This window comes from Cohaesibacter haloalkalitolerans, assembly GCF_003574655.1.
In the GTDB taxonomy this organism is placed as follows: Bacteria; Pseudomonadota; Alphaproteobacteria; order Rhizobiales; family Cohaesibacteraceae; genus Cohaesibacter; species Cohaesibacter haloalkalitolerans.
The window spans coordinates 55,618-79,661 of record NZ_QNUM01000007.1; the positions used below are offsets into that span (position 1 = coordinate 55,618).

Below are 24,044 nucleotides of genomic sequence, written 5' to 3' on the forward strand. Positions count from 1 at the left end.
CCGGGCGACTTGTCAGTCGGCCTTCTGGCTCGCGGCAATGCGGTCGGCCAGTTCCTTGAGGATTGTCAGCCCGTAGGGCCAGCGGCCAAAGCCAGCTTCGGAATTGATATGGCCCGCTTCGCCCACATCGATGAAATCAGCCCCCCAGCCATCAGCCAGTGCCTTGGCGCGCGCGAAGGATATGAGCTTGTCATTGTGGCTGGCGACAACCACAGTCGGAACGGGCAGTGTCTGATGGGGCACACGGTCCTCGGCAGCAAAGCGCATCGGCTCAGCAGGTGCCACAAACATGCCGCCGACAATGTCGAGATCACCACTGGCGATGACACAGGATGAGGCCAGCGCACCGAGGGAGTGACCGATGAGTATCGCCGGACGCTTGCGCTTGGCCAGCATGCGCCCGATGGCGTCGATCCACAGCACGATGTCGCGCTGTTCCCACTTGCTCTGTTCAATCCTGTGAAACAATTCGATTTCCCGTTCCCAGAAGCTCTGCCAATGCTCCGGGCCGCTGTTCTTGAAACCGGGCACGAGAATGAAGTCAAACTGTTCCGCGTGAGCCTCAAGTGCTTTGAGAACCTCAGGGTCCGTCAATTTCTTAATCAAAAAGGAACTCCACGAAATACAGTTTCAACCAATGCATCGGTAATCTATTCCCAATGCGCCCAATCTTCAACTCTCGCCTGAGAGATGTCTCACTGGCTTCGGTCAGACCTCAGCCGGTGCGCCTTGCCCTCGCTTCCATGGCCAAGGGTCTGTTGCCAGAGCCATGTGACCCTACGATGAAATGTCCGCGCCTTTTTCTGCCCCGCCCTGCCAAGCCCTGACAAGCCTGACCATTGTCGACCAGACCTCTTCCAGCTCATGGCGTCGGGACCGTGCACAGGCGTGAGCCGGTTCGTCGCAGACAAGACAGCACCGCGGGGCAAGACCGAGATCGCGACGGGAGATGCTGCGGCCGTCCGCCCTATGCACATCCAGATCCCACAACCGCCCCAGCGGATGGGTCTCTTCGAGAGTCACCATGGCTCGTTTGAGATCCTCCACACCGGTATCGACGGCGAACAGCGCTTCCGGGCCGGTGGCTGGGCTGCCGCTCCAAAGCATCTCGAACGCGATACCGCGCACCGCGAATGCCTGCGGCACAGCCTTCAGGGCCTCTTCAAACAGCAGGCTGGTGAGCGGACAGAGCTTCACCGGACCTGGCATGACCACGGACAGTGTGAGGGTTGGCTGACGATAATGGGCCAGTCCGTCCTCGCGCCGACGCACCCGAGCTTCGCGTGCAGCCAGCATGGCCGGAAGCGCGACCGCATCGCCGACAAGCCAGCCATCAAGGTCCACCATCACGCCAGCCCTCCCCGGCCATCGAAACCGAAGGGGCCGAGCTGGGCCAGAAACCAAGTGATAGCAAGCAGATCCGCGCTGCCGCCCGGACTGAGGTTGCGATCGATCATCGCCTCGTCCAGCGCCATCAAGCGGGCCAGAAACTGAGGCGAGGACACGCCACCAAGGCGCTTCAGCCGCGCAGCCTCGTTGCGCACAAAAGTCAGACCATCAATTCCGCCACGGGCCACCAGATTGGTATCCCTATTGTGGATGAGAAGCTCCAGCAGGGCTGCAAGCAGTGCTGTATCGCCATCCTGCCCCGCCCGCCTCGCCGCCAGATAGGCAGGAAGCGCACAATGCCGGGCCAGCGCAAAGCCGCTTTCGGCTTCGCCTCGGGCACCGGTGAGACCGTAGCGCCGGTAGATATATTCCCCTGCCGTACTGGCCGTTCTGCGGCGACAAGCCAGTTCCTTGCCGACAAGACCATCGGCAAGCAGCGCCACCTCGGCACACAGAGCCTCGACCGTGAGGGCGTCGCCACGCCCATGACAGCGGCCCGCAGCGCCAAGCAAAAGGCCGAAGGCAAAGATGCCGCCCTTGTGAGTGTTGACACCAGCTGTCGCCGTATTCATGGCCTCTTCGCAGACAATACCCTGTGCCCGCAGCGGCAGCAGCGCATCGGCTGCAGGCTCGAAGGCAGCCTTGACCCCCGCCGTGACGAATGCCGCCAGATGTGGCCTCAGGGCGGCGGCGCTGGCAAGAAAGGTCGCCAGCGTCATATCCTTGTGGGCGCCGTCGTTGCGCCCGTCGACAAGCCCCGGTTTGGGCGTGAGGGTTGCCTCGATTACGAGCGCCTCATGGACAAGATGCGCAAGGCGATCCGCCAGTTCCTCCCCCCCCGATACGGGCCTTCCCAGAGGCTCGACCGAGGATAGCCTCGGCAGGGAGAAAGGAAACTGCGGCAGGACGGGGGAACAGCTCCCGTCCGCCTCCATGCCATCAGACGCTGCGCAGGCGGCATCCTCAGGCACGGCCAGCCTTGTGGTCTTGTCCATTGGAGCGCCTGCCGTCATTTGGCAACCTGACGCACGGTATCAATCACCGTGCCATCGCGATAGCGCACGACGCCAACCACCTTGTCGAGGAACTCGATCGGCTTGGGTTCCCCCGTGATCGAGATTGCCCGCTGGTAGAGCTCTTCGATAGAGCGAACCGGCAGGTTTGCCGCGCGCAGACGCTCTTCCACATCGGGCCGGTTCGGGTTGACCGCGATGCCATGGTCCGTCACCAGAACACCAATGGTTTCGCCCGGTGTCACCCGCGTCGTCACCTTCTTGACCACGGTGGGAATGCGGGAGCGGATGAGCGGCGCGGTCACGATGGACAGCTTGGCACCGGCTGCGGTGTCGCAATGGCCACCGGAAGCACCACGCATGACCCCGTCAGACCCGGTCAGAACGTTGACATTGAAATCAAGATCGATTTCCAGTGCCGACAGGATGACCATGTCAAGCCGATCCACCACGGCGCCCTTGGACATCGGGCTGGCATAATAATGAGCCGAAATCTCGACGTGGTTGGGAGAGGATTCGAGCGAGCGAGCCGCCACCGCATCAAAGCTCTGGGTATCGAGCAGTGTGCCGATCAGACCCTTGTTGTGCAGGTCGACCATGCCGCCGGTCTGGCCACCAAGGGCCCACGCGGCCTTGATGTCGAGATGCCGCATGCGTTCTTCAAGGAAGCGCACTGTCGCCGTGGAAGAACCACCGGTGCCGGTCTGCATGGAGAAGCCGTCGTTGAAGTAGCCACCATATTCCATGACTTCCGCCGACAGGCGGGCAATCAGCAGTTCACGCGGGTTGGTGGTGGCGCGGGCCGCCCCGACGGAGATCTTGGCCGGGTCACCGACCTCATCCACCTGCACGATCCAATCCACCTGATCCTGCCGGATGCTGGCCGGAGCATTGGGATAGGCAACGATCTCTTCGGTCAGCATGATGACGCTCTTGGCGAAATGGGCATCCACCATGGCATAGCCCAGCGAGCCGCAGCGGGAACGCCCGGAGAAGCCATTGGCGTTGCCATAGGCATCGCAGGCCGACACACCGATGAAGGCAACATCGATATTGATTTCGCCAGTCTCGATAAGAGCGCAGCGGCCACCGTGGGAATGCACGGTAATCGGTTCATCCATCAGGCCGTGGGAGATGGCGTCAGCCAGCTTGCCGCGCATGCCAGATGTGTAGATTTTCCGGATGACGCCATTCCTGATATGCTCGATCAGCGGTGCGTTGGCCGAAACCAGCGACGAGGAGGCCAGCGTCAGATCCTTGAACCCCATGTCGGCGAGAATGGCGACGACCATGTTGATGACCTTGTCCCCCTCGCGATAGGCGTGGTGGAAGGAAATGGTCATGCCATCCTTGAGGCCTACGCGCCGGACGGCCTCCTGGACCGTATCAACGAGCTTGCGGTCCAGCTTTGCCACCGGATCAGCCAGATAGGGATTTTTTGCTGCAAAGCCCTGAAACAGTTCCGGTTCAGCCACCGTCTCGCTCCTCCCCGGAGCCGATTGATTGTTCTTGTCCATCTTGAAGCGCTCCCTATCGTCTGACGCCGGAGGCCTGAGCACGGCTCAGAACCCGCTTGGCGCTGTCCACGATGGGCGCATCGATCATCTTGCCGTTGAGCGAAATGACGCCCAGCCCGTCGGCTTCGGCCTTTGCAGCGGCGGCAACCACGCGGTTGGCATAATCGACGTCTTCCTGCGTTGGCGCATAGGCGTTGTGCAACAGTTCGATCTGACGCGGGTTGATCAGCGACTTGCCGTTGAAGCCCAGTCGCTTGATGACATCCACTTCCTTGAGGAAACCTTCCTCGTTATTAATGTCGGAATAGACCACGTCGAAGGCATCGATCTTGGCGGCACGGGCCGCATGCAGAACGGCGCAGCGGGCATAAAACAGCTCGGACCCGTCGCCGCGCTCAGTCTGCATGTCAACAACATAGTCGAAGCCGGCAACAGCAATGCCCATCAGGCGCTTCGATGCGTTGGCGATGGCAACCGAGTTGATCACGCCGGAAGCGGATTCGATGGCGGCCATCAACAAGGTCGAGCCGACCTCGCGACCGCATTTGCGCTCGAGCTCCTCGACGCAGGCCTCCAGTTCCTTCACATCATCCGCGGTTTCGGTCTTGGGCAGACGAATGACGTCGGCGCCGCCACGCACGGCTGCCTCGAGATCATCCCTGCCGAATGGCGTGGACAGCGGGTTGATGCGGACGACGCGCTCGATGCCATCATAAAGCGACGACTTGAGCGTATGATAGACGAGAAGACGGGCGGCATCCTTTTCGCGCAGGGACACGGCATCTTCCAGATCGAACATGACCGAGTCGGGTTTGAACACGAACGCGGTCGAAATCATTGCGGCGTTGGAGCCCGGAATGAACAGCATGGAACGACGCAGGGTCATGACATGGACTCCCAATCTACGGATTTGTCACCTGCGGCCCGCAACAGGGCTGCCTCGACGCGGGCTTCGATGACGCAATCAAGCGCGCCCTTGTCCTCGATGATCACGGTCGCGCCTTCGGACACGCCCAGTTTGGCCAGGGTCGCTTCCACGACCTTCTTGATCTGGTCGCCAAACTGGTTCTGGACTTCACTGTTCAGGATCAGTTCGAGCGCTCCCTCGGATGGCGAGACCCTGACGAAGAGATCGCTCGATTCGAGTGTCCCCGCCAACGCCTCCTGTATGATCTGCATGTTTCGCTCCTCTTGATATTCAGAATTTGGTCATGCCGCAGCGGCTATTGCCGTCGGACAGTCAGATAGAATTGGCATATTTCTTCATGATGAGATCGAAGGTCGGCTGTGGCACGAATTCCTTGATCTTCTCGAAATTCCCGGCGGCCAGCAGATGGCGGACATGGGAAGCTGAGACGGCGATGCCGCTACGCTTGGTCCGCTCCAGCTCGACCACCTCGATCGGATGGGCGACGGCGCTTGGCTCCTGCAGCCAGAATTTCATGTCATTGTTGTATTTGCGCGTGGTGTCGCAAAAGGGTTCGGTGCCGACGAACCGATGGGTCACCCCGAGCGCCGGTGCGATATATTTGCGGAAAAGCAAAAGGTCGACGGCTGTCCGACACTGGCCCACCATGCCCTTGTCCTTGAAGAAATAGGCCGGGAAAGTCGCCCGCGAGACCATGTATTTCGACCCCTCGTGCAGCGTCAGGTTCGCAATATCCTTTGTCATCTCCTTGGCCAGCTGGAAGCGGTCGTGATAGGAGAACAGCGAGGCGTCTTCCTTGACGATGAACAGATGCAGCCAGTCGCAGGATCTGGCGGCCTCCTCTATGAGGTAGAGATGGCCAAGCGTGAAGGGGTTGGCGTTGGCCACGACGCAGCCGATCTTGTCTGCCTCGATACGCAGCTTGGCCAGTGAGGCACAATAGTTCTTGATACCGACCGGGGTGTTTTCCAGCAAAGCCGTCTGGCCGGGCACCTCCACCAGCGGGTAGAAACCGCAGCCGAGAAAGAAATCGGCATTGTGCGGTTCGGTATAGACAAACAGGATCTGATAGCCCTGGCTGTGGGCAAGATAGGTGACTTCACTCACCAGTCTGAGACTGATCGAACTGCCCCTCAATGTCTGGCAAATGGCAACATCCTTGATGATGCCCTTTTCGAAACCGGCGCAGGCCACCAGTTTGCCTTCCTGGCGCGCGGTTACGAAGAATTCGATATGCTTCTCGTAATCGAGACCGCATCTGGCCAGCAGGTCCACGATTTCCTTTCGTGCCGCGGGGTCAGAAGCCGGTTCAACCGTCAAGAATTCCAATCCGTCGCTCACTAGCACATTCCTCTAGCCGTTTGAGCAATCAGAATTTACATTGTCACGCGGTCTAGACAGATCAGCAGCGTGGCCCGATCAGGCTGCACTGGGAGCCGGTTTTCCAGAAGCGTTTCGCCTCGTTGCCTTTCCGTGACAATGGTTATTCTCATTCCTTGTTGATTGCGGTTTTATCCACCCTCGACGATTGCCGGTTTTTCGCCAGCCTTGCTTGCACAAGACGTGGCGGCAATCTTTTTAATAGCCTTTTTATCCGACTTTTCTGTCATGTCCCTGACCAAGGTCATTTTGGGCAGGTGTTTCGCGGCAAAAAGCTGTGATTTTGACAGGAAAAGTCAACGAAACTGCATTTCGAAGGCCTGTTCAGGCAAGGCAGCGTCACAGGTCGCCGCCTTGCCCGGTTTCATGGTCTTTGTCCCGTCGGTCGTCTGGTCACGCAGGTTTGTCCGGATCGACCGGAAGGCCCATCAGTTGGAGACTTCCTCCTCAACGGTTTCAGGCAGTTTCTTGGCCTTCTTCGGAATGAAGCGGCCAACGAAGATCGGCAGAACAAATCCGATGATGGAGATCGCCCACAGCGTCATGGACAGCGGGCTGCTGAACAGCACCGACCAGTCGCCATCGGAAATGGTGATGGCACGACGCAGGTTGCTCTCCATGTTGTTGCCGAGAAGCACCCCGAGAATGATCGGCACCAGAGGCACGTCCATCTTGCGGAACAGCCAACCAAGAGCACCGAAGCCAACCATCACGACAAGGTCAAACGTAGAGCCCGCGATGCCGTAGATACCCACGAAGCTGACCATGGCAACGATCGGCATCAGGATGCGCGGCGGAACAAGCAGAACGCGGATGAAGATACCGACGAACGGAATGTTGAGCAGCAGCAGGATGAAGTTGCCGATGAACAGGGCAGCAATCAGGCCCCAGACCACATCCGGGTTGTTGGCAAAGAGCAACGGACCGGGCGTGATGTTGAGGGCCAGAAGCACGGCGAGCAGAACGGCGGTCGTGCCCGAACCGGGAACGCCGAGGGCCAGCATCGGCACCAGAGCACCACCGGCGGCAGCGTTGTTGCCCGCTTCAGGAGCAGCCACACCGCGGGGATCGCCCTTGCCGAAAGTGCCTTCCTTGTCGAGCAGACGCTTTTCCATGGAATAGGAAATGAACGAGCCGAGAGAGGCACCGGCACCGGGCAGAACACCAGCCAGGAAGCCGACCAGACTGGTCCTGATGATCGTCGGGAAGCTGCCCCAGAAGGTTTTCCACGATGGTGTCAGGCGACCAAGCTCGACCTTCTTGCCTTCTGCGTCGGCGCTGCCATGGCGGTTCTCGATGAAGATGAAGACTTCCGAGATGGCGAACAGGCCAACGATCGCGACGAGGAAGTCGATACCGTCGTAGAAATGCACGATGCCAAAGGTAAAGCGCGGCACACCGGTCTGGGTATCAACGCCGACCATGGCAAGGCCGAGGCCGATCATCGCCGCAAAGGCCGATTTTGCCTGATTGGTGGATGACACGCCACCCAATGTGGCAAAGGCCAGCGCAAACAGGGCAAAATACTCCGCCGGACCAAAGGCCAGCGCGATTTTCACCAGCTGCGGAGCCAGCAGCACCAGCCCCCAGGTCGCCAGGAACGAACCGATGAAGGATGCAAAGCCCGACAGTGCCAGGGCTTCGCCGCCTCGCCCGTTCTGGGCCATCGGATAGCCATCGATACAGGTCATCAGGGCCGGTGCGTCACCGGGGATGTTGAGCAGGATCGAGGAGATACGACCGCCATACATGGCGCCGTAGTAGACCGATGTCAGCAGGATGAGGGATGGCGTTGCGCCAAGGCCCAGCGAGAAGGCCAGCGGAATGAGGATGGCAACCCCGTTTGATGGGCCGAGGCCGGGCAATGCGCCCATGATGGTTCCCAGAAAACACCCGAGCAAGGCAAGGATGAGATTCTGAAAGGTCATCGCGATCACGAAGCCGTCCGCGAGAGACGAAAGAGTGTCCATAATCCGAGCTCCTTAGAAACCAAGAGGGCCCTTGGCCAGAGACAGGCCAAAGAGAAGGTGGAAAATGATGTAGATGCCGACGGCGATGGATATGCCGACCACGACGGACTGGATGGCGGATGTGCCGAGGCGCCAGGTCAGATAGGCGGAGGCCAGCGCAGTCGCAATCACGAACCCGACGATCGGCAGGAACTCGGCATACAGCACCATCACGACGATCGAGGCGACCAGTTCAACGAACCGGGGCAGCGTCGGCCATTTCGGGGCAGCATCCGGCTTCAACAGGATGGTCAGAGAGCAGACGGCAAGGATGGCCGCGATAATCAGCGGGAAGGCCTTGGGGCCGACGGCATCGGAGAGGAAACTCTCCTCGATTATCATGGCAGAATAGGCAAAGAGAGCGGCCAGAAGGAGCCCAACAGCTCCGAAGATACGATCACTCATGATCATTCCCTCGTTAGACGGAGTGTGCGGCGACCATCAAAAGTCGCCGCAACGGGAACCTGTTTATCGTTATTTGATGATCCCGATATTGCGGGAGATCTGCTGGATCTTGGCAACGGATTCCGATACGAATTTCTCGAATTCTGCACCCTGCAGATCAAGCGGAGCCAAGCCGTTGTTCTTCATGACGTTTTTCCATTCCGGCGTAGCATAGAGCTCGTCGATCTTGGATACCCAGAAGTTATAGGCATCGTCGGTCATGTTCTTGGGAGCGTAGAAGCCGCGCCAGTTGGCACCGATTGCGTCGATCCCCTGTTCCTTGGCGGTCGGGAATGCAGCATAGTCGCCTTCCAGACGTTCCGGAGACAGAACGGCAACCACACGGATATCGCCTGAGTCCACGAAGCCCTTGGCTTCAGAAATGTCGCCGGAGAAAGCCTGAACGGAACCGGCCAGCAGCTGGGTCACAGCTTCGCCACCACCGTTGAAGGCGATGTATTTGACTTTGCGCACGTCCTCAATGCCAGCAGCGTTGGCAGCGATCAGCACCTTGAGATGGTCCCAGCCCCCGACTGCGGAGCCACCTGCGATGGCGATGGAAGACGGTTTGTCCTTCATCTGATCCATCAGTTCCGTGAGGTTCTGGATCGGGCTCTTGGCAGCAACGGCGATCACGCCATAGTCAGCGCCGACAGCACCAACCCAGCGGACCTGGTCCATGGTGTTGCCCGGATAGGCACCCTGAGCAAGGCGGGTAGCGGTTGCCGAAGACGCAGCAACAATCAGGTCGTTGTCATCGCCGCGCTTGTTGACCACTGCAGCATAGGCAACGCCACCACCACCACCGGCGAGGTTGGTAACCTGCATGGTGGAACCGATAAGACCAAGATCCTGAAGGGTCTTGCCGACCTGACGGCAAGTGAAGTCCCAGCCACCACCCGGGTTGGCAGGAGCAATACATTCTGGGTTTTCAGGTTCAAAAGCCTGTGCGGCAACAGGGGCGAGCGACATTGCTGCGACAGCGAGGGCTGCGCGGACCACTTTGGAAATCATGTTTTCTCCTCCACAAAAAAGCCAGCCTTATCTGTTTTCGGCGGGCCATCGGAGGCGATACTAGTCTGCTAGTCTGACATGAAGCTGTCACCGGACAAACTATTGTTGCGGATCTGGCGATATTCTAGCAAACATCCTTAGAACTTAAGTCTAGTTTCAACGCAAAGGCAGCAATTCTTTCAGTCTTCTTCGCTGTTCCTTGCCCCAACCGAACAGCATCGACTCAGCAGGATGATTCCCGCACGAAAGAGACAAGAGCAAGCCAGCCCCAAGAAACTTGCCCTTGGGCACAGGCAATCGGGCAAGGGAGGCGCCAATCTACTGGAAGCTGTTGCCGAGATCGGAGCGCAGGCTCTTGAAATCAGCAAGCGCCTGCATGGTGTGATCATCATCAATAGAGGCCAGATCGAGGATGACGGCATTGGCAATGGTCATTGGCACGACAAGGGTCTGTGGCTGCCCGGCCTCGCCGCGGGAGACGGCAATCTGCACATCGGGGGCAGGATCGATGCGCGCACCGGAGAGGTCCGTCAAGGCAAGGGTCCGGGCACCGCGGGCCGCTGCCACGCGCCGGATGTCCTGCAACACGCTCGATGGCTTGCGGAAACAGTTGAGCCAGACCACATCCTGCGGTGACAGTTGCGCCAGTTTTTCCGGCAGCAGATGGATCTGGCTGGACAGATCCTCGGCATCATAGCCCGAACGCATCAGACGCCGGGCGACAAGATGGGAAAGCGCCTCTGCGTGTCCGGTGCCAAATATGAAGATGCGGCGTGCCTTGCAAAGGTTGAGTGAGAATTGCCTGATGTCGGCGTCCGACACGCTGGTGCGCAGTTGTTCAAGCGCAGCAATCTCGCCATCCAGTATCGACGCCAACAGGCCGCTCTCTTCGGCCCGCACCAGACGGGCAGCCATGCGTGCCGAGGCATGCTGGAAGTCGTCACCGCGCTCGATGAGGTTGGTCTGCAGAAAAGCGCGAAATTCCGGATAGCCCTTGAAACCCAACCGTCTGGCCAGCCGGACTGCGGACGTGGGGTGAACGCCGGCACGCGAGGAGACCTCCTTGCCGTTTTCTATGGCCGCCCTCACGGGATCGCGCACCAGAACATCGAGAATGCGCGTATCCGCTTCGGTCAGTTTGGCCGAGTTCTGTTTGATGAGGTCGCCCAGAAACAAGGGCAACACGGTTTGCTTGCTCATAGACTTCTCTCAGATACTCGGTCTGCTGCGCCATTGGCGGCGATGGCCATTTCAACACTGGGTCACACACCTCTATCTGCCACCGATTCCCTGTTGCAGGAAAGGACAGATCCAACAGATTTATCCAATCCGGCAGCAGATAGCATCGCTTTTCCGCAAGGTCATCGCTTCAGCCCTCAGGCCAGATCAAGGCGGGCGCCGCTGTCACCGTGGAAGAAATGCGCCCGGTCCAGATCCACATGGATAAGAACATCGCCGCTGCCTCCTGACAATCGGTTGCGCTCTTCGATCAGGGTGAGACGTCCAGCCTCTGTTTCACAATGGAGAATGACGTCCGAACCGGTCATCTCCGAAAGCACAATCCGGCCGGGCAGACTGCTCATTCCGCTGCCATCGCGGTTGATCGACAGGGCTTCCGGTCTGAGGCCGATTTCGATCCCCAGCTCCCCCTGCCAGAACGGCACCTTGTCGACGGGCAAGAAATTCATCGGCGGCATGCCGAGGAAGCTGGCGACAAACTGGTTGGCGGGCCGGTCATAAATGGCTTCCGGCGTGTCGAACTGCTGCAGATATCCGCCTTTCATCACGGCAATCCGGTCGGCCAGTGACAAGGCTTCTGTCTGGTCGTGGGTGACATAGATGATAGTCGCGCCTAGCTGGCGGTGCAACGCCTTGATCTCGGTGCGCATGGCCACGCGCAGGGCGTTGTCGAGGTTGGAGAGCGGCTCATCCATCAGGAAGGTCGAGGTATTGCGGGCAATGGCGCGGCCCATGGCGACACGCTGGCGCTGACCACCTGAAAGTGCCCCCGGCTTGCGATCAAGATAGGGCTCCAGTTGTAGGGTACGAGCCACTTCCAGAGCACGCTGATTGCGCTCCCGCTTCGGCACTTTGCGCAGTTCCAGCCCGAAGGCGATGTTCTCGCGCACGGTGAGATGAGGATAGAGCGCATAATTCTGAAAGATCATGGCAATGTCGCGGTGCTGGGGCAACTGTTCGTTGGCCCGTTGGCCCGCAATGACAATCTCCCCGTCCTGGCAGGCCTCAAGCCCGGCGATGAGACGCAACAGGGTCGACTTGCCACAGCCGGAGGGACCGACGATGACGATGAATTCGCCATCCTCTATTTCCATCGAGACGTCATGCAAAACCTGTGTTGCGCCGTCATAGGACTTGTTGATGGAGCGAAGCAAAATCTGGCTCATGATCCTTTTCCTTCCCGCATCTGGTTGCGTATCGCAATGGCAAGGCTCGGGCGATCGGAGGTGAAGACCTTGACGCCCAGTTGAAGTGCCTTCTGGATCTGCGGCACCGTGTGGGCGGCCCAACAGCCGAAATCGAGCCCTGCGTCCAGTGTGGCCGCCATCAGCTCCGGTGTCGCCTTGTCGATATGGACGCCAATCTCGGGAATGGACCGGGACCGCGCCATCGCCAGCACCCCCTTGGTACCCAGTTGCGTGAGAACGGCGGGGCTGACCAGCCACAGCCGGGGCCGTGTCGTGTGGGCGGCGATTTCATCGAGATAGTCGATCAGGAAAGACGAGAAATTGGCCGTCGGCAGCATGTCCTGCTGTTCCAGCAGAGCCATCACGCGAGGCACGAAATTGGCATAGGGAACACCGTCGGCACCGGGTTTGAATTCGCAGCGGAAGACCACGTCGCTGTCATCGAAAATCTCGCACAATTCTTCAAGCAGGATCGGATGGCTGTTGTGGCCAAAGTTGATGACGGCGGAGCGCACCTCATCGGTGCTCTTTTCCGAGATGGCGCCGATGGTGTCCGTTGTGCGGTCGAGCGTGGCATCATGATGCACGATGATGCTGCCATCCCGTGTCGGATGGACATCGAATTCAACCTCTTCCAGCGCCATCCGTGCGGTGGCGGCAAACCCCATGGGCGTGCTGTCGCCAAATTCCAGCGTTCCGCCACGATGAGATGCAATACGCGTCATGTCTTTGTTTCCTTGTCTTGATTGCATTGGCCCGGTCTTCCCTATTTAACGGCGCCCATGGTGATTCCACGGACCAGATGGCGCTCCACGAGGGCAAAGCCGAGCAGAACCGGCAGGATGGAGATGGTCGAAGCGGCCATCACCAACGGCCAGTCGATGAGATCCTCGCCGGGATTGATCTTGTAGAGCCGCGCCAGACCGACCTGCAGGGTGTAGAGATCGCTCTTGCCAATGGCGACGAGCGGCCAGATGTAGCTGTTCCATTCGTTGATGAAGATGTAGAGCGCCATGGACAGGATAGCCGGACGGGCCAGCGGCACAATCACCCGCGTCAGCACCTGAAGGGATGAGGCGCCGTCCATATAGGCCGCCTCATCCAGCGAGCGCGGAATGCCACGGATATATTGCCTCAGGAAAAAGGTGGCAAAGGCGCTGGCCATCGGCGGCAGGATCAGCCCGGCATAGCTGTCGAGCAGGCCGACGCGGGCCAGCGTCAGGTAGTTCGGGATGAGGCTGATGTGGCTGGGGATCATCAGCGTGGCAATCGTCAGGCCAAACAGCAGGTCACTGCCCCGGAAGGTGAAGCGTGCAAAGGCATAGGCGGCGAGCGTCGCCATGGCAATGCCGCCCAGTGTCACGATGCCCGAGACGAAGACGCTGTTGAAGAGATAGCGGGCGAAATGATACTGGCCCACTGCCCGACCATAATTGTCGAGCGTGAACTCTAGCCCGCCAGCGTAATAGGCATCGGCCGTCTGGAACGATAGCCAGATGGAATAGAGCGCTGGCGACAGGAACACCAGTCCAACGATCAGCGCGGCAGCGGAGCGGAGCGGATTTTCAAGCTTCATAATGCACCTTCCGTCCGATCACGCGGGACTTGATGAGAGCGAGGGCAATGAGAATGATGAACAGCAGCACCGCCAGCGCCGAACCGGTGCCGATATCGAACAGCACGAAGCCGACGCGGTAGAGCATGTTCACCAGCATGTCGGTTGCACTGGCCGGTCCACCGTGCGTCATGACACTGACGATGGTGAAGACCTGAAAGGCCTCGATGACAGAGATCACCAGAAGGAAATAGGTGGTCGGCATGACCAGCGGCAGGGTGATCCGGCGGAAGACATGGAAGCGCCCGCCGCCATCGACCGAGGCTGCATCATAGAGTTCATCGGGAATGGCCTGAAGCCCGGCAATATAGATGACGATATCGTAGCCAATCTGCTTCCAGGTGTTGACGAGGATCAGCACCCAAAGCGCAATCCGGGGATCCTGCAGCCATGGGATCTTGTCCACGCCGATGCGCTTGAGCAATTCATTGGCGACACCATAGTCGGTCGCAAACACCCACGAGAAGACCACGGCGATGGAAACCGTCGACGTGACCGACGGCAGGAAGAAGGCTCCGCGCAACAGCCGCGTTTCAAAGCGATCACTGGTCAGCCAACTGGCGATCAGCAAAGCGAGCCCAAGACGCAGCGGCACGGAAAAGGCCGCAAACAGCGCCGTCACGCGCAGGGAATTCCAGAATTCGGTCGATGACAGCAGCAGCTTGTAATTCTCCAGCCCGACAAAGGGCATGGTCGGGGACAGGAAATCCCATTCGCGAAAGCTCAGATTGATGCTGGTAACAATCGGAATATAGGTAAAGACCGCAATGAAGGCCATCAGCGGCACGATATAGAGATAAGGCAAAAGCTTGCGGACCATCGGGCAACCTGTTGGGGAGCAGCCAGAGGAAGTCTGGCCGGGCGGGTTCTGCATGAGGGTGGGGGCAGGAGCCATGATGCCCCCTGCCCTTATGGCATCTGAGGGATGGAAGCCCTATTTGGCCAGGCGTTCCGCTTCGGCACGGGTCTTGGCGGCGAATTCGGTGAGCACTTCCTTGACGTCACGCTGACCAAGCGCCATGGCCTGCCAGAGGTCATATTCGCTGGCGCGCATCCAGGTCACGACCGGTGGGCGCGGACGACCGCGAGCAAAGTCGAGCTGGCTGATGGCCACATCGATGCCGGGCTGTTTGGCCAGAGCATCCTTGGCTTTCTGCTGGTCTGCTGTGTGCTTGTTGATCGGCATGTAGCCGGTGCCTGCGAACCAGATGGCGTTGGATTCCGGATTGGCCGCAAAGCTGATGAACTTGTAGGCAGCGTCCTTGACGTCCTGTTCAGCGGTGGAGAGAATGCCGATACCGGCACCACCGATGGGCACGGAGCAAACCTTGTTGCACGGCATCGGGCGCACGGCCAGATTTTCGCCAATGGCCTTTTTGGAGCGCACATAGGTGCCGGTGGAGTTCAACATGATGCCGACCTTGCCCTGAAGGAAAGCATCGCGGCCCATGTCTTCATCGGTTACACCATCGGCAGAGGCGACCTTGTGCTCATGCACCAGAGAGGCCATCCACTGATAGGCTTCGATGGTGTTGGCAGAATCGAGCAGGATGTCGCCGGTCTTGGAATCGATGAGATCGCTGTCGTTGTCCATGACCAGACCCCAGCGGGCAAACTGGCCCGGCGCTGCGATGCCGGTGATGCCTTCGACACCAAGCTTTTCGGTGATCTGTTTTGAGACCTTGAGAATGTCATCATAGGTCTTCAGGGCAGGCTCTTCAGCAAAACCGGCGCGGGCGAAAATGTCCTTGTTATAATAGAGGACCGGCGTGGAGGAGTTGAACGGCACGATGTAATTCTTGCCTTTGAACATCCCCACTTCGCGGGCGAAGTCGAAAAGATCATTCTTCAGCGGATCCTTCTCGACATAGTCCGACAGGTCGGTCAGAACGCCACGGTCGGCAAACAGACCATAGCGGGTGACTTCCATGATGACGGCATCGGGTTCGCGATGGGCCGGAATGGCTGCCTGAAGCTTGGCAACGATGTCGTTGTAGTTGCCGATGAATTCAGACTGGATGTCGATGCCGGGATTGGCGGCTTCAAAATTGCCGATAATCTCTGCGAGGGCTTTGCCGTTCGGCTTTTCCGGGTCGAAGCTGTGCCAAAAAGTGATGGTGGTGGCAGCCATGGAAATGGATGTGGCACCGACCAGAGCGATCAGGCTTGCTCCGGCCAGTTTGAGAAAATTGCGGGTCAATGGGCTCTCCTTGCAACTGAAATTGCATAAATTTACTATTTGCAATTATCGTAGCAATGTAACGGCTTTTGTACGCTGCCATGAAATTTTGATGACGAAGCCCGCCACAAGCAGCGCAGCTTTCCGGCAAAAACCCAGCCTTTTCCGAGACTTGAATGCGCCTGCACCAGCTTGCCCCCGCACCCTCGGCACAAAAAGATAGCCCTCTCGCCCACCAGGCAGAGTATCCTCACTGTTTGACAGTTTGAGAACAGGGAGAGGTGTTTGCGCAGCAACAAGGCCGACACAATGGCGCAACGAAAGGCCGCGACTTCTTGAAATCCCGGAGCATTTCCGCTTTCAGCACTCAGATTTTGACCGAAACCTAAGGGCTATTTGGCTCAGGCGTTCTTGTCGGGATTGGTCGTGCGCGATGATCCGTCGTCGCCGCCGCCAAGGACATGGCAGCTGGAACAGCCGACCCCATTGCTCGGGCAGGCATGGCAACTTTTCCGCCCCTTCCAGAGCCGGATATAGAGATAGCCAATGGCCACGGCAATCACCAGTCCAAGGCCGAGAGAATCCCAACTTCCCTGAAAGATCGTTGCCGTATATGAGTCCATGTCCATTCCCTCGAATTTCATATTCGATCCCGGTCCACAAGCCAGCAGCAACGGTCAAGCGTCGAACGTTCGGCCTGCGCAGTTTCTGGTGTGTTCCGTGGAGCAATCCGGCTTTACACTGAAAGCTTACGCCTAGATCGCGACCCTGTCAGTCCGTAAAGTAACGGAACAGCCATGCATGAGATGCCCTTCAGATGCGCGTCAGGCCGCAGGCTTCAGAGCCACAGAAAACCTGTTGAGAACAGCCCGGACGAACCATCAGAAAGAAAATCATTTGCCCGACAGGGGTCGAATTAGCCCGCAATCAGGCTCACACTAGTCGTTATAATGATAGATATCCCCTGTCGTCAGGAACTTTCGGCGATCAGCCGAGACGCGATAGTAGGAGGGGCTGACGCCCAGATATTGCTTGAACATGCGCGAGAAGAAATAGACGTCATTATAGCCCACGGCGACAGCTGTCGCATTGACGCTCTTGCCGGTCAGGAGAATGTTCATGGCTTTCTCCATCCGCTTGAATTCCATGAATTTTCTCGGCGTGTAGCCGATCTTGGCCTTGAACGCCCGACGGAAGTAATCATCATTGTAGGGCACCGAAGCGATGAGGCGCTCGGCCTCGTCCTTGTCCAGCGGGTCGCGCGAGATCTGGGCGGCGATCAGCATGACATGGAGTGAAAGTGCATCCTGTCCACCGAGGTTCTGCAGGGAATCCTCGCTCCAGCGCACGAAGGCACAGTCGAGATAGGCCAGCAGGATGACCATGAACAGATGCACCTGCTGCAATGTCGTGGAAGAAGCCGGAGCGATGGAACGGTAGTAGCGCACCAGAGATTCCAGCTGCTCCCAGTTGGGCAACTGGACCACGGGCTTGAGCTCCATCTGCTGGATGAGATCGACATTGTCGAACAGGGTCAACGTAAAATGCTGAGCAACTCCAGTATATTGATCGCCGTGATCAAGCCGTCCCTCGAAGCGCGAACCAGCAGGAATGAGCATCGCTTCGCCGCGCTGCTGACGGACCTCGACCCCATCGAGAAAATACTGCGCCCCACCAGTCAGGCAGACCACAAGGTCATGAACGTCGTTAGATTTGTGGACACTCCAGGTCGAGGAATGACGCATCTTGATGGTCGATCTGGAGAGATTCAGATTGAGAGAGTTTGCAGGAATTCCCTCCAAAATCGAATGTTCATTTTTATCCATGATTTTGTTCATAATCCTTCATTCCATTCGCATTCACGTCATGATCATATGCGCGAAACAAGAATACTGGCGGAAATCAGAAGAGGTCCCCTGCCTCTGGTCGTAAAATCGAAAGGGTTGGCGTCAATCTCGCCCCGACGATGTGCACTAAAATGAACATCCTACATATACATGTCAATATGCAGATGTTCTTTCGTGCCTTGACCTTTGGTGAAGCTTCTCGGATTTCGGCGAAACGCCCGGACCTGTCCGGGTGTTTCGAGCAGACTGGCTGTCGGGAGGAGTGTTGGACTCCGTTTCGGGACAGCTCACTTCACGGTGATGAGCCGCACACGCGGCTGTCATCCTTGGTTAAACCACTAATGGGAGGATAGAGCCTTGGGCGGCGAAAATCGCTATCTCGGTCTTGCCTACCTGTCGCCCTACATCATAGGGCTGCTGGTCTTTACGGCTTTTCCCTTTGCCTACTCATTCTATCTGAGTTTCACGGACTATTCACTGATGAGCTCGCCGGAATGGGTTGGTCTGGACAACTACACCAAGTTGTTCACCCGGGACCGAACCTTTGACAAGTCACTGAAAGTGACCTTGATCTATGTGTTCTCTACGGTTCCGCTCAAACTGGTCTTCGCGCTGTTTATCGCAGTGATCCTGAACTACAAGCTGAAGGCCATCAACTTCTTCCGCACCGCCTATTATGTGCCGTCCATCCTTGGTGGCTCGATCGCCATTGCCGTTCTGTGGCGCTATGTCTTTGCCGACACGGGCTTGGTCAACATGGCACTGGAAGCCATTGGCCTTGAGGGGGTCAACTGGTTCGGCGATCCGACCAACGCACTGTTCACCATCACGCTATTGCGCTGCTGGCAGTTCGGCTCGGCGATGGTGATCTTCCTTGCCGCCCTGCAAGGCGTCGACAAGTCGCTTTATGAGGCTGCCGCCGTGGACAATGCCAACCCGTGGCAGGTGTTCCGCCATATCACGTTGCCGCTGATCACTCCGGTGATCTTCTTCAACCTGATCATGCAGAGCGTTCAGGCCTTTCAGGAGTTCAACGGCCCCTACATCATCACCAACGGTGGCCCGCTGAAATCCACCTACCTGTTGCCACTCTACATCTATGACAAGGCCTTCAAGAACTTCGAGATGGGCTACGCCTCGGCGATCGCCTGGATCCTGTTCACCATGATCATGATCCTGACCGTTGTCGCTTTTTGGTCTTCCAAGAAGTGGGTCTATTACGCTGGCGACAAAAGGAGCTGATCCCAATGACCATTGCAACGACAAATGTTTCGACTGTCGAGGAGATGGAACGCGTCAACCAGATGATTGCGCGCCGCCACAAGATCAACTCCGTGATCCGCTATGTGCTGCTGATCGTCGTCGGGTTCGTGATGCTCTATCCGCTGATCTGGCTGATCGGGGCCTCGTTCAAGACAAACTCGGAGATCTTCTCCAACCCCGGTTTCTGGCCGAAAGAGCCAACCATCAGCGGCTATGTCAAGGGATGGCAGACGTCCACGCCCTACACCTTCGGACATTTCTTCTGGAACACCTTTCTGATCATCCTGCCCAAGACAGTCGGCACCTGCATCAGCGCCACGCTGGTGGCCTATGGCTTCGCGCGTTTCGAGTTTCCGATGAAGAAGGTCTTCTTCTCACTGCTCATCGCCACTCTGCTGCTGCCAAACGTGGTAACCCGCATTCCGCAGTATCTGCTGTTCCGCGACATGGGCTGGCTTGATACCTTCCTGCCACTTTGGGTGCCTTCGGCGCTTGCCGGGGATGCATTCTTCACCTTCATGCTGGTGCAGTTCCTGCGCGGTATTCCCCGCGACATGGAGGAAGCTGCCCGGGTAGATGGCGCCAACAGCCTGCAGACTCTGTGGTACATCGTGACTCCCCTGCTGGCTCCGGCGCTGATCTCGGTCGCCCTGTTCCAGTTCATGTGGACCATGAACGACTTCCTTGGCCCGCTCATCTATCTGTCCTCGGTAGACAAGTTCCCTGTCTCCCTGGCACTGAAACTATCAATCGACACGACGGAAGCCTTTGACTGGAACCAGATCCTGGCAATGTCCGTGCTCGCAATCACACCTGCGTTGGTCGTCTTCTTTGTGGCGCAGAAATACTTCATCGAAGGCATCTCATCCGGCGGGGTTAAAGGGTAAATCATGGCACACCTTCAACTTAAGAAACTCGTAAAACGCTATCCCAACGGCTTCGAGGCTGTCCACGGCATTGACCTAGATGTTCAGGACGGTGAGTTCATGGTGCTGGTCGGCCCGTCCGGCTGTGCGAAATCCACCACCCTGCGCATGGTTGCCGGGCTCGAGACGGTCACCGGCGGCGAGATCCGTATCGGCAATCAGGTGGTCAACACGCTGGCTCCGGGTCGCCGCGGCATTGCCATGGTGTTCCAGAACTACGCGCTCTACCCGCACATGAAGGTCAAGAACAACCTGTCCTTTGGCCTGCGACTAGCCGGTCGTCCGAAAGACGAGATCGAGGCTGCAACGGCAGAAGTGGCCGACATCCTTGAAATCGGTCAGCTGCTGGAACGCCTGCCCAAGGAACTGTCCGGTGGTCAGGCCCAGCGCGTGGCCCTTGGCCGTGCGCTCATCAAGAAGCCGGAAGTCTTCCTGTTCGATGAACCGCTTTCGAACCTTGATGCCAAGCTGCGCGCCTCGATGCGTGTCCGCATCACCGATCTGCACCGTCGCCTCAAGGAAGAAGGCCGCCCGGCAACCGTCATCTATGTGACCCATGACCAGACCGAAGCCATGACCATGGGCGATCGCATCTGCGTCATGAAGGAAGGCCACATCATGCAGGTTGCCGATCCGGTTACCCTCTACGACAAGCCCGACAATGCCTTCGTGGCCGGCTTCATCGGCACGCCGGAAATGAACCTGATGCCGGCAGAGTTGTCGATCGCAGGCGCCCACACCTTGAAGGTTGGTTCCCAGACCATCAGTCTGGACGCAAGTCTTTCTGCCCGCATCAAGAGCACGGGCGATGTCAGCAAAGTGACCTTCGGCATTCGCCCGCAGCACTTCCATCTGGTCGAGAACGGCACACCCGACACCTTGACTGGCGAAGTGTCTGCCCTCGAGTTCATGGGGCACGAGGTCTATCTGCACGTCAATGTGGAAGGCAATTCCCTCATCGTGGTGGTTCCGGGCGAAGAGTATGACCCCTCCAAGGTCCGTGGCTCCAAGGTGACGCTGAAGGTCAACGAGGCCCGCGCCCATGTCTTCGACCGGGAAAGCGGCAAGAACATTTCGCTGACCTGAGCCACTCCCCGCTGGCGAGCCCAGTCGCCAGCGGTGTCCGGTTGCCCTGCCCGGTCCAATTTCCTCCTCCTACCGGGCGGGGTTCTCCGGCATCCCAAGGGTCTTTGGACCTTAGAGGAACAACACGGCCCAGCCGCACATGACCGCATTGGACGGTGCCTCTCGCCCGATGCCCCTTTTGCAAGATGAGCGAGAATTCATGATGACTATCACCGCGTCGGCAATCACCGCGCGAACAGTTGCGCTATGCCTCAATCCGGATGGGAAATCGCGTTTTTTCCTGTCAAAGGCTTGCGCCTGGACGCTTTACAGGAATGGAGAGATCGTTCGCTCCGGTGAAACGGACCGGGTGATCACGTTTCTCGACTGCCTCGAGCCGTCAACACGCTATGTCTTCAAAACAGAAGAGGGAGAGCAGTTTGCCTTCACGACGGCGGACTGTGCCGGGCGCGTCGACATCTCGGACTTTGGCGCGCGCCCTGATGCTGCCAACAATGCCCTTGCCATCGCCGCAGCGCTTGCTGCCGTTCCCGTCGGAGGAACGCTGGCGATCCCCAAGGGCTGCTGGCACACCGGCCCGCTATTCCTCAAGAGTGACATGACTTTGCATCTGGAACCGGGGGCAACACTGAAATTCATCACCGACCGTGACCAGATTCCCATTCTGCCGCCGCATCTGAGCGACGGCAAGATGCTCGGTTCCTGGGAAGGGCTACCTGACGCAAGCTATGCCTCCATCATAACGGCCATTGGCTGCGCCAATCTCGACATTACCGGCTCGGGTACGCTGGATGGCTCCGGTGCCGAGGGTGACTGGTGGAGTTGGCCGAAGGAGAGCCGCAACGGTGCAAGGCGTGCCCGGACCCTGTTCCTGCACCAGTGTGAATCCGTCACGGTGTCCGGTATCACCGTACAGAATTCGCCATCCTGGACCATCCATCCGCTCTATTGCCGTGACATCGAATTTGTCGGGCTGGCCGTCAAGAACCCACCCAACTCGCCCAACACCGACGGCCTTGATCCGGAATGTTGCGACGGTGTTCTGCTGGAAGGTATTCACTTCACTGTCGGCGACGACTGTATTGCCATCAAGGCCTGCAAGCGCGCCGATGACGGCTCGGCGGACCATCTCAAGCCATGCGAGAATATCACCGTGCGCCATTGTTACATGGAACGCGGCCATGGCGCCGTGGTGATCGGCTCGGAAATGAGCGGCTCGGTGCGCCATGTCACTATCGAGCATTGCGAATTTCTCGGCACCGACCGTGGTTTGCGCCTCAAGACCCGGCGTGGGCGCGGCGGCGAGATCGCGCATGTCCGCTGCCACAATATCGTGATGCGGGGAGTCCATTCGGCGATCGTGGCCAACTGCTTCTATTTCTGTGACCATGATGGCCGCTCGGAATGGGTGCAGTCGCGGCAGCCCTTTCCGATCGATGCCTCCACCCCCTCAATCCATGACATCGATATCAGCGATCTCTTCATCCACGACGTGCGTGTTGCCATCGGGGCCTTCTATGGCCTGCCGGAAATGCCCATTCGCGCCATCTCCATCAAAAATGTTCATGCCAGCTTCGATGACAGTCTCGAGGGGGATGTGCCGGTCATGGCGCTCCATGTCCCGGTTTGCCATCACGTCGGGTTTACGACGGAATTCGCCGAATTGCATTTCCATGACGAGCATGAGTATTTCCCACTTTCCTCTGAACAAGAACAGGCAGAGACATGTTGACTTCCTATTTCCGCCATTACGCAGAGAGCTATAGCGCCTACAAGAGCGGTCCCGTCTGTTATGAAGACGGTTGCCTGTATCGGGGGCTGATCACGCTTTATGAGGCCACCGGCGAAAAAAGCTGGCTCGACATCCTGATCTCCTTTGCGCAGAAGCAGGTTGCCCCGGACGGGTCGATGACAGGCTATGTGCTTGAAGAATACAATATCGACAACATCCTCTCAGGCCGTGCCTTCCTCTTCCTCTACAAGGAGACCGGTGACGAGCGCTATCTGAAAGCCAGCCAGACCCTTGCCAGCCAGCTGGAAACACACCCCAAGACCAAGGCTGGCAACTACTGGCACAAGCAGCGGTATCCGCATCAGGTCTGGCTCGATGGCCTCTATATGGGACTGCCGTTCCAGATCGAATATGGCCAAATGACCGACAACGCCGCCATGGTCGACAATGCGCTGGCCCAGATGGAACAGGCGCTGACGCTGATGAGCGTTGGACAGAACGGCCTTTATGCCCATGGCTACGATGAATCCCGCGAGCAGGCTTGGTCCGACAAGGAAACCGGCCTTTCTCCGGCTCACTGGGCCCGGGCCATCGGCTGGCTGTCCGTCGCCCTCGTCGACATCTGCGAGCTAGTGGGCAAGGAGACAATGGGCCCGCTGGCCGAACGCACCGTCAAGTTGCTTGCAGAGATCGTCAAACTGCAACAGGACAAGGGCGCATGGCTGCAGGTAATCGACCAACCGGATCTGGAAGGCAACTATCTGGAAAGCTCTGCAAGTGCCATGTTCTGCTACGCGCTGCTGAAAGCATCGCGCCTCGGGCTTGCGGCTGATCTCAGTGACCAGTTTGTCAGTGTCGGCCTCAAGGGCCTTGCCTATCTGGAACAGCTGGTCATCGACAGTGATCCGCAGGTTCTGCCGCATATCGTCTGTGTGGCAGGGCTTGGCGGCTTTGACGGCAACTACCGCACAGGCACGCCGTCCTATTATGTCGGCGAGATGATCAAGCCTGACGACGTCAAGGGCGTTGGCCCGTTCATGATGGCCTCTGCGGAGAAGCTGCTCAGAGAGAGAAAATAGCCCCCTTCAAGCCCTGCAGTTAGCCCCTTCATGGCTTGCACCAAAAACAATATTTGCTGGTCTTGTGCCAGTCGACTGCGAACCCGGGTCTTGTGATCCGGGTTTTCCTTTGTCAGCACCCGCCCGGTGCGCGCGAAATTCGGCTCCCTCCTCCCGCCTTGGCGTCAACGTCGTGCAGATAAAAAAAGCCCCGTCAT

At 58.3% G+C, this 24,044-nt stretch carries 23 protein-coding genes; 5 read left to right on the forward strand and 18 right to left on the reverse strand.

Features of this window, described 5'->3' with window-relative positions; all coding sequences use genetic code 11:
* Positions 1-12: 12 nt before the first annotated feature.
* The 18 genes from DSL70_RS17360 to DSL70_RS17445 form a co-directional block, all read right to left on the reverse strand.
* Complete coding sequence (locus DSL70_RS17360) at positions 13-606, reverse strand: RBBP9/YdeN family alpha/beta hydrolase (RefSeq protein WP_205563317.1); 594 nt, start codon at positions 604-606, stop codon at positions 13-15.
* Between the two features lie 171 nt (positions 607-777).
* Complete coding sequence (gene citX, locus DSL70_RS17365; RefSeq protein WP_245418269.1) at positions 778-1,347, reverse strand: citrate lyase holo-[acyl-carrier protein] synthase; 570 nt, start codon at positions 1,345-1,347, stop codon at positions 778-780.
* Positions 1,347-2,384: a triphosphoribosyl-dephospho-CoA synthase CitG gene (citG, locus tag DSL70_RS17370; RefSeq protein ID WP_245418258.1), complete on the reverse strand. Its 1,038-nt coding sequence runs from the start codon at positions 2,382-2,384 to the stop codon at positions 1,347-1,349. The genes citX and citG overlap by 1 nt, the downstream gene beginning before the upstream one ends.
* Before the next feature lie 14 nt (positions 2,385-2,398).
* Positions 2,399-3,919, reverse strand: coding sequence for a citrate lyase subunit alpha (gene citF / locus DSL70_RS17375; protein ID WP_119309241.1), 1,521 nt, complete (start codon positions 3,917-3,919; stop codon positions 2,399-2,401).
* Between the two features lie 13 nt (positions 3,920-3,932).
* Positions 3,933-4,805 (reverse strand): citrate (pro-3S)-lyase subunit beta, encoded by an 873-nt coding sequence (gene citE / locus DSL70_RS17380; protein ID WP_119309242.1) that lies wholly within the window; start codon positions 4,803-4,805, stop codon positions 3,933-3,935.
* Positions 4,802-5,098: a citrate lyase acyl carrier protein gene (citD, locus tag DSL70_RS17385; RefSeq protein ID WP_119309243.1), complete on the reverse strand. Its 297-nt coding sequence runs from the start codon at positions 5,096-5,098 to the stop codon at positions 4,802-4,804. The genes citE and citD overlap by 4 nt, the downstream gene beginning before the upstream one ends.
* Positions 5,099-5,159: 61 nt before the next feature.
* On the reverse strand, positions 5,160-6,188 hold the full coding sequence (gene citC / locus DSL70_RS17390; RefSeq protein WP_119309244.1) for a [citrate (pro-3S)-lyase] ligase: 1,029 nt from the start codon (positions 6,186-6,188) through the stop codon (positions 5,160-5,162).
* A 467-nt stretch (positions 6,189-6,655) separates the two neighbouring features.
* Entirely contained in the window at positions 6,656-8,197 is a 1,542-nt protein-coding gene (locus DSL70_RS17395) for a tripartite tricarboxylate transporter permease (protein ID WP_119309245.1), read from the reverse strand.
* 12 nt (positions 8,198-8,209) lie between these two features.
* A complete protein-coding gene (locus DSL70_RS17400) occupies positions 8,210-8,641 on the reverse strand; it encodes a tripartite tricarboxylate transporter TctB family protein (RefSeq protein ID WP_119309388.1) in 432 nt (143 codons plus the stop codon).
* Between the two features lie 69 nt (positions 8,642-8,710).
* On the reverse strand, positions 8,711-9,694 hold the full coding sequence (locus DSL70_RS17405; protein ID WP_119309246.1) for a Bug family tripartite tricarboxylate transporter substrate binding protein: 984 nt from the start codon (positions 9,692-9,694) through the stop codon (positions 8,711-8,713).
* A gap of 318 nt (positions 9,695-10,012) precedes the next feature.
* Complete coding sequence (locus DSL70_RS17410; RefSeq protein WP_119309247.1) at positions 10,013-10,894, reverse strand: MurR/RpiR family transcriptional regulator; 882 nt, start codon at positions 10,892-10,894, stop codon at positions 10,013-10,015.
* A 176-nt stretch (positions 10,895-11,070) separates the two neighbouring features.
* Positions 11,071-12,099: an ABC transporter ATP-binding protein gene (locus DSL70_RS17415; RefSeq protein WP_119309248.1), complete on the reverse strand. Its 1,029-nt coding sequence runs from the start codon at positions 12,097-12,099 to the stop codon at positions 11,071-11,073.
* Positions 12,096-12,845: a glycerophosphodiester phosphodiesterase family protein gene (locus tag DSL70_RS17420; RefSeq protein WP_119309249.1), complete on the reverse strand. Its 750-nt coding sequence runs from the start codon at positions 12,843-12,845 to the stop codon at positions 12,096-12,098. Before DSL70_RS17420 ends, DSL70_RS17415 begins: the two co-directional genes overlap by 4 nt.
* 41 nt (positions 12,846-12,886) lie before the next feature.
* Positions 12,887-13,696, reverse strand: a complete 810-nt coding sequence (locus tag DSL70_RS17425; protein ID WP_119309250.1) for a carbohydrate ABC transporter permease — start codon at positions 13,694-13,696, stop codon at positions 12,887-12,889.
* Entirely contained in the window at positions 13,686-14,555 is an 870-nt protein-coding gene (locus DSL70_RS17430; protein WP_119309251.1) for a carbohydrate ABC transporter permease, read from the reverse strand. The genes DSL70_RS17425 and DSL70_RS17430 overlap by 11 nt, the downstream gene beginning before the upstream one ends.
* 114 nt (positions 14,556-14,669) lie before the next feature.
* The gene (locus tag DSL70_RS17435) at positions 14,670-15,935 is read right to left on the reverse strand and encodes an ABC transporter substrate-binding protein (RefSeq protein WP_245418259.1); all 1,266 of its coding nucleotides are present in this window, start codon (positions 15,933-15,935) and stop codon (positions 14,670-14,672) included.
* A gap of 380 nt (positions 15,936-16,315) precedes the next feature.
* Positions 16,316-16,537, reverse strand: coding sequence for a hypothetical protein (locus DSL70_RS17440; RefSeq protein ID WP_162916848.1), 222 nt, complete (start codon positions 16,535-16,537; stop codon positions 16,316-16,318).
* 315 nt (positions 16,538-16,852) lie between these two features.
* Positions 16,853-17,740: a helix-turn-helix domain-containing protein gene (locus tag DSL70_RS17445; RefSeq protein ID WP_119309390.1), complete on the reverse strand. Its 888-nt coding sequence runs from the start codon at positions 17,738-17,740 to the stop codon at positions 16,853-16,855.
* 378 nt (positions 17,741-18,118) lie between these two features.
* Here DSL70_RS17445 and DSL70_RS17450 point away from each other — a divergent pair, with 378 nt between their 5' ends.
* The 5 genes from DSL70_RS17450 (at position 18,119) to DSL70_RS17470 (ending at position 23,847) form a co-directional block, all read left to right on the forward strand.
* Positions 18,119-19,003 carry a carbohydrate ABC transporter permease gene (locus DSL70_RS17450; RefSeq protein ID WP_119309253.1) on the forward strand — a complete coding sequence of 295 codons (885 nt, stop codon included), beginning with the start codon at positions 18,119-18,121 and terminating at the stop codon, positions 19,001-19,003.
* Between the two features lie 44 nt (positions 19,004-19,047).
* The gene (locus DSL70_RS17455) at positions 19,048-19,911 is read left to right on the forward strand and encodes a carbohydrate ABC transporter permease (protein ID WP_394700815.1); all 864 of its coding nucleotides are present in this window, start codon (positions 19,048-19,050) and stop codon (positions 19,909-19,911) included.
* Positions 19,912-19,914: 3 nt separating this feature from the next.
* Positions 19,915-21,036 carry an ABC transporter ATP-binding protein gene (locus DSL70_RS17460; RefSeq protein WP_119309255.1) on the forward strand — a complete coding sequence of 374 codons (1,122 nt, stop codon included), beginning with the start codon at positions 19,915-19,917 and terminating at the stop codon, positions 21,034-21,036.
* Positions 21,037-21,235: 199 nt separating this feature from the next.
* The gene (gene pglA / locus DSL70_RS17465) at positions 21,236-22,768 is read left to right on the forward strand and encodes a polygalacturonase PglA (protein ID WP_162916856.1); all 1,533 of its coding nucleotides are present in this window, start codon (positions 21,236-21,238) and stop codon (positions 22,766-22,768) included.
* Positions 22,762-23,847, forward strand: coding sequence for a glycoside hydrolase family 88/105 protein (locus DSL70_RS17470; protein WP_119309257.1), 1,086 nt, complete (start codon positions 22,762-22,764; stop codon positions 23,845-23,847). Before pglA ends, DSL70_RS17470 begins: the two co-directional genes overlap by 7 nt.
* The last annotated feature ends 197 nt before the right edge of the window (positions 23,848-24,044 follow it).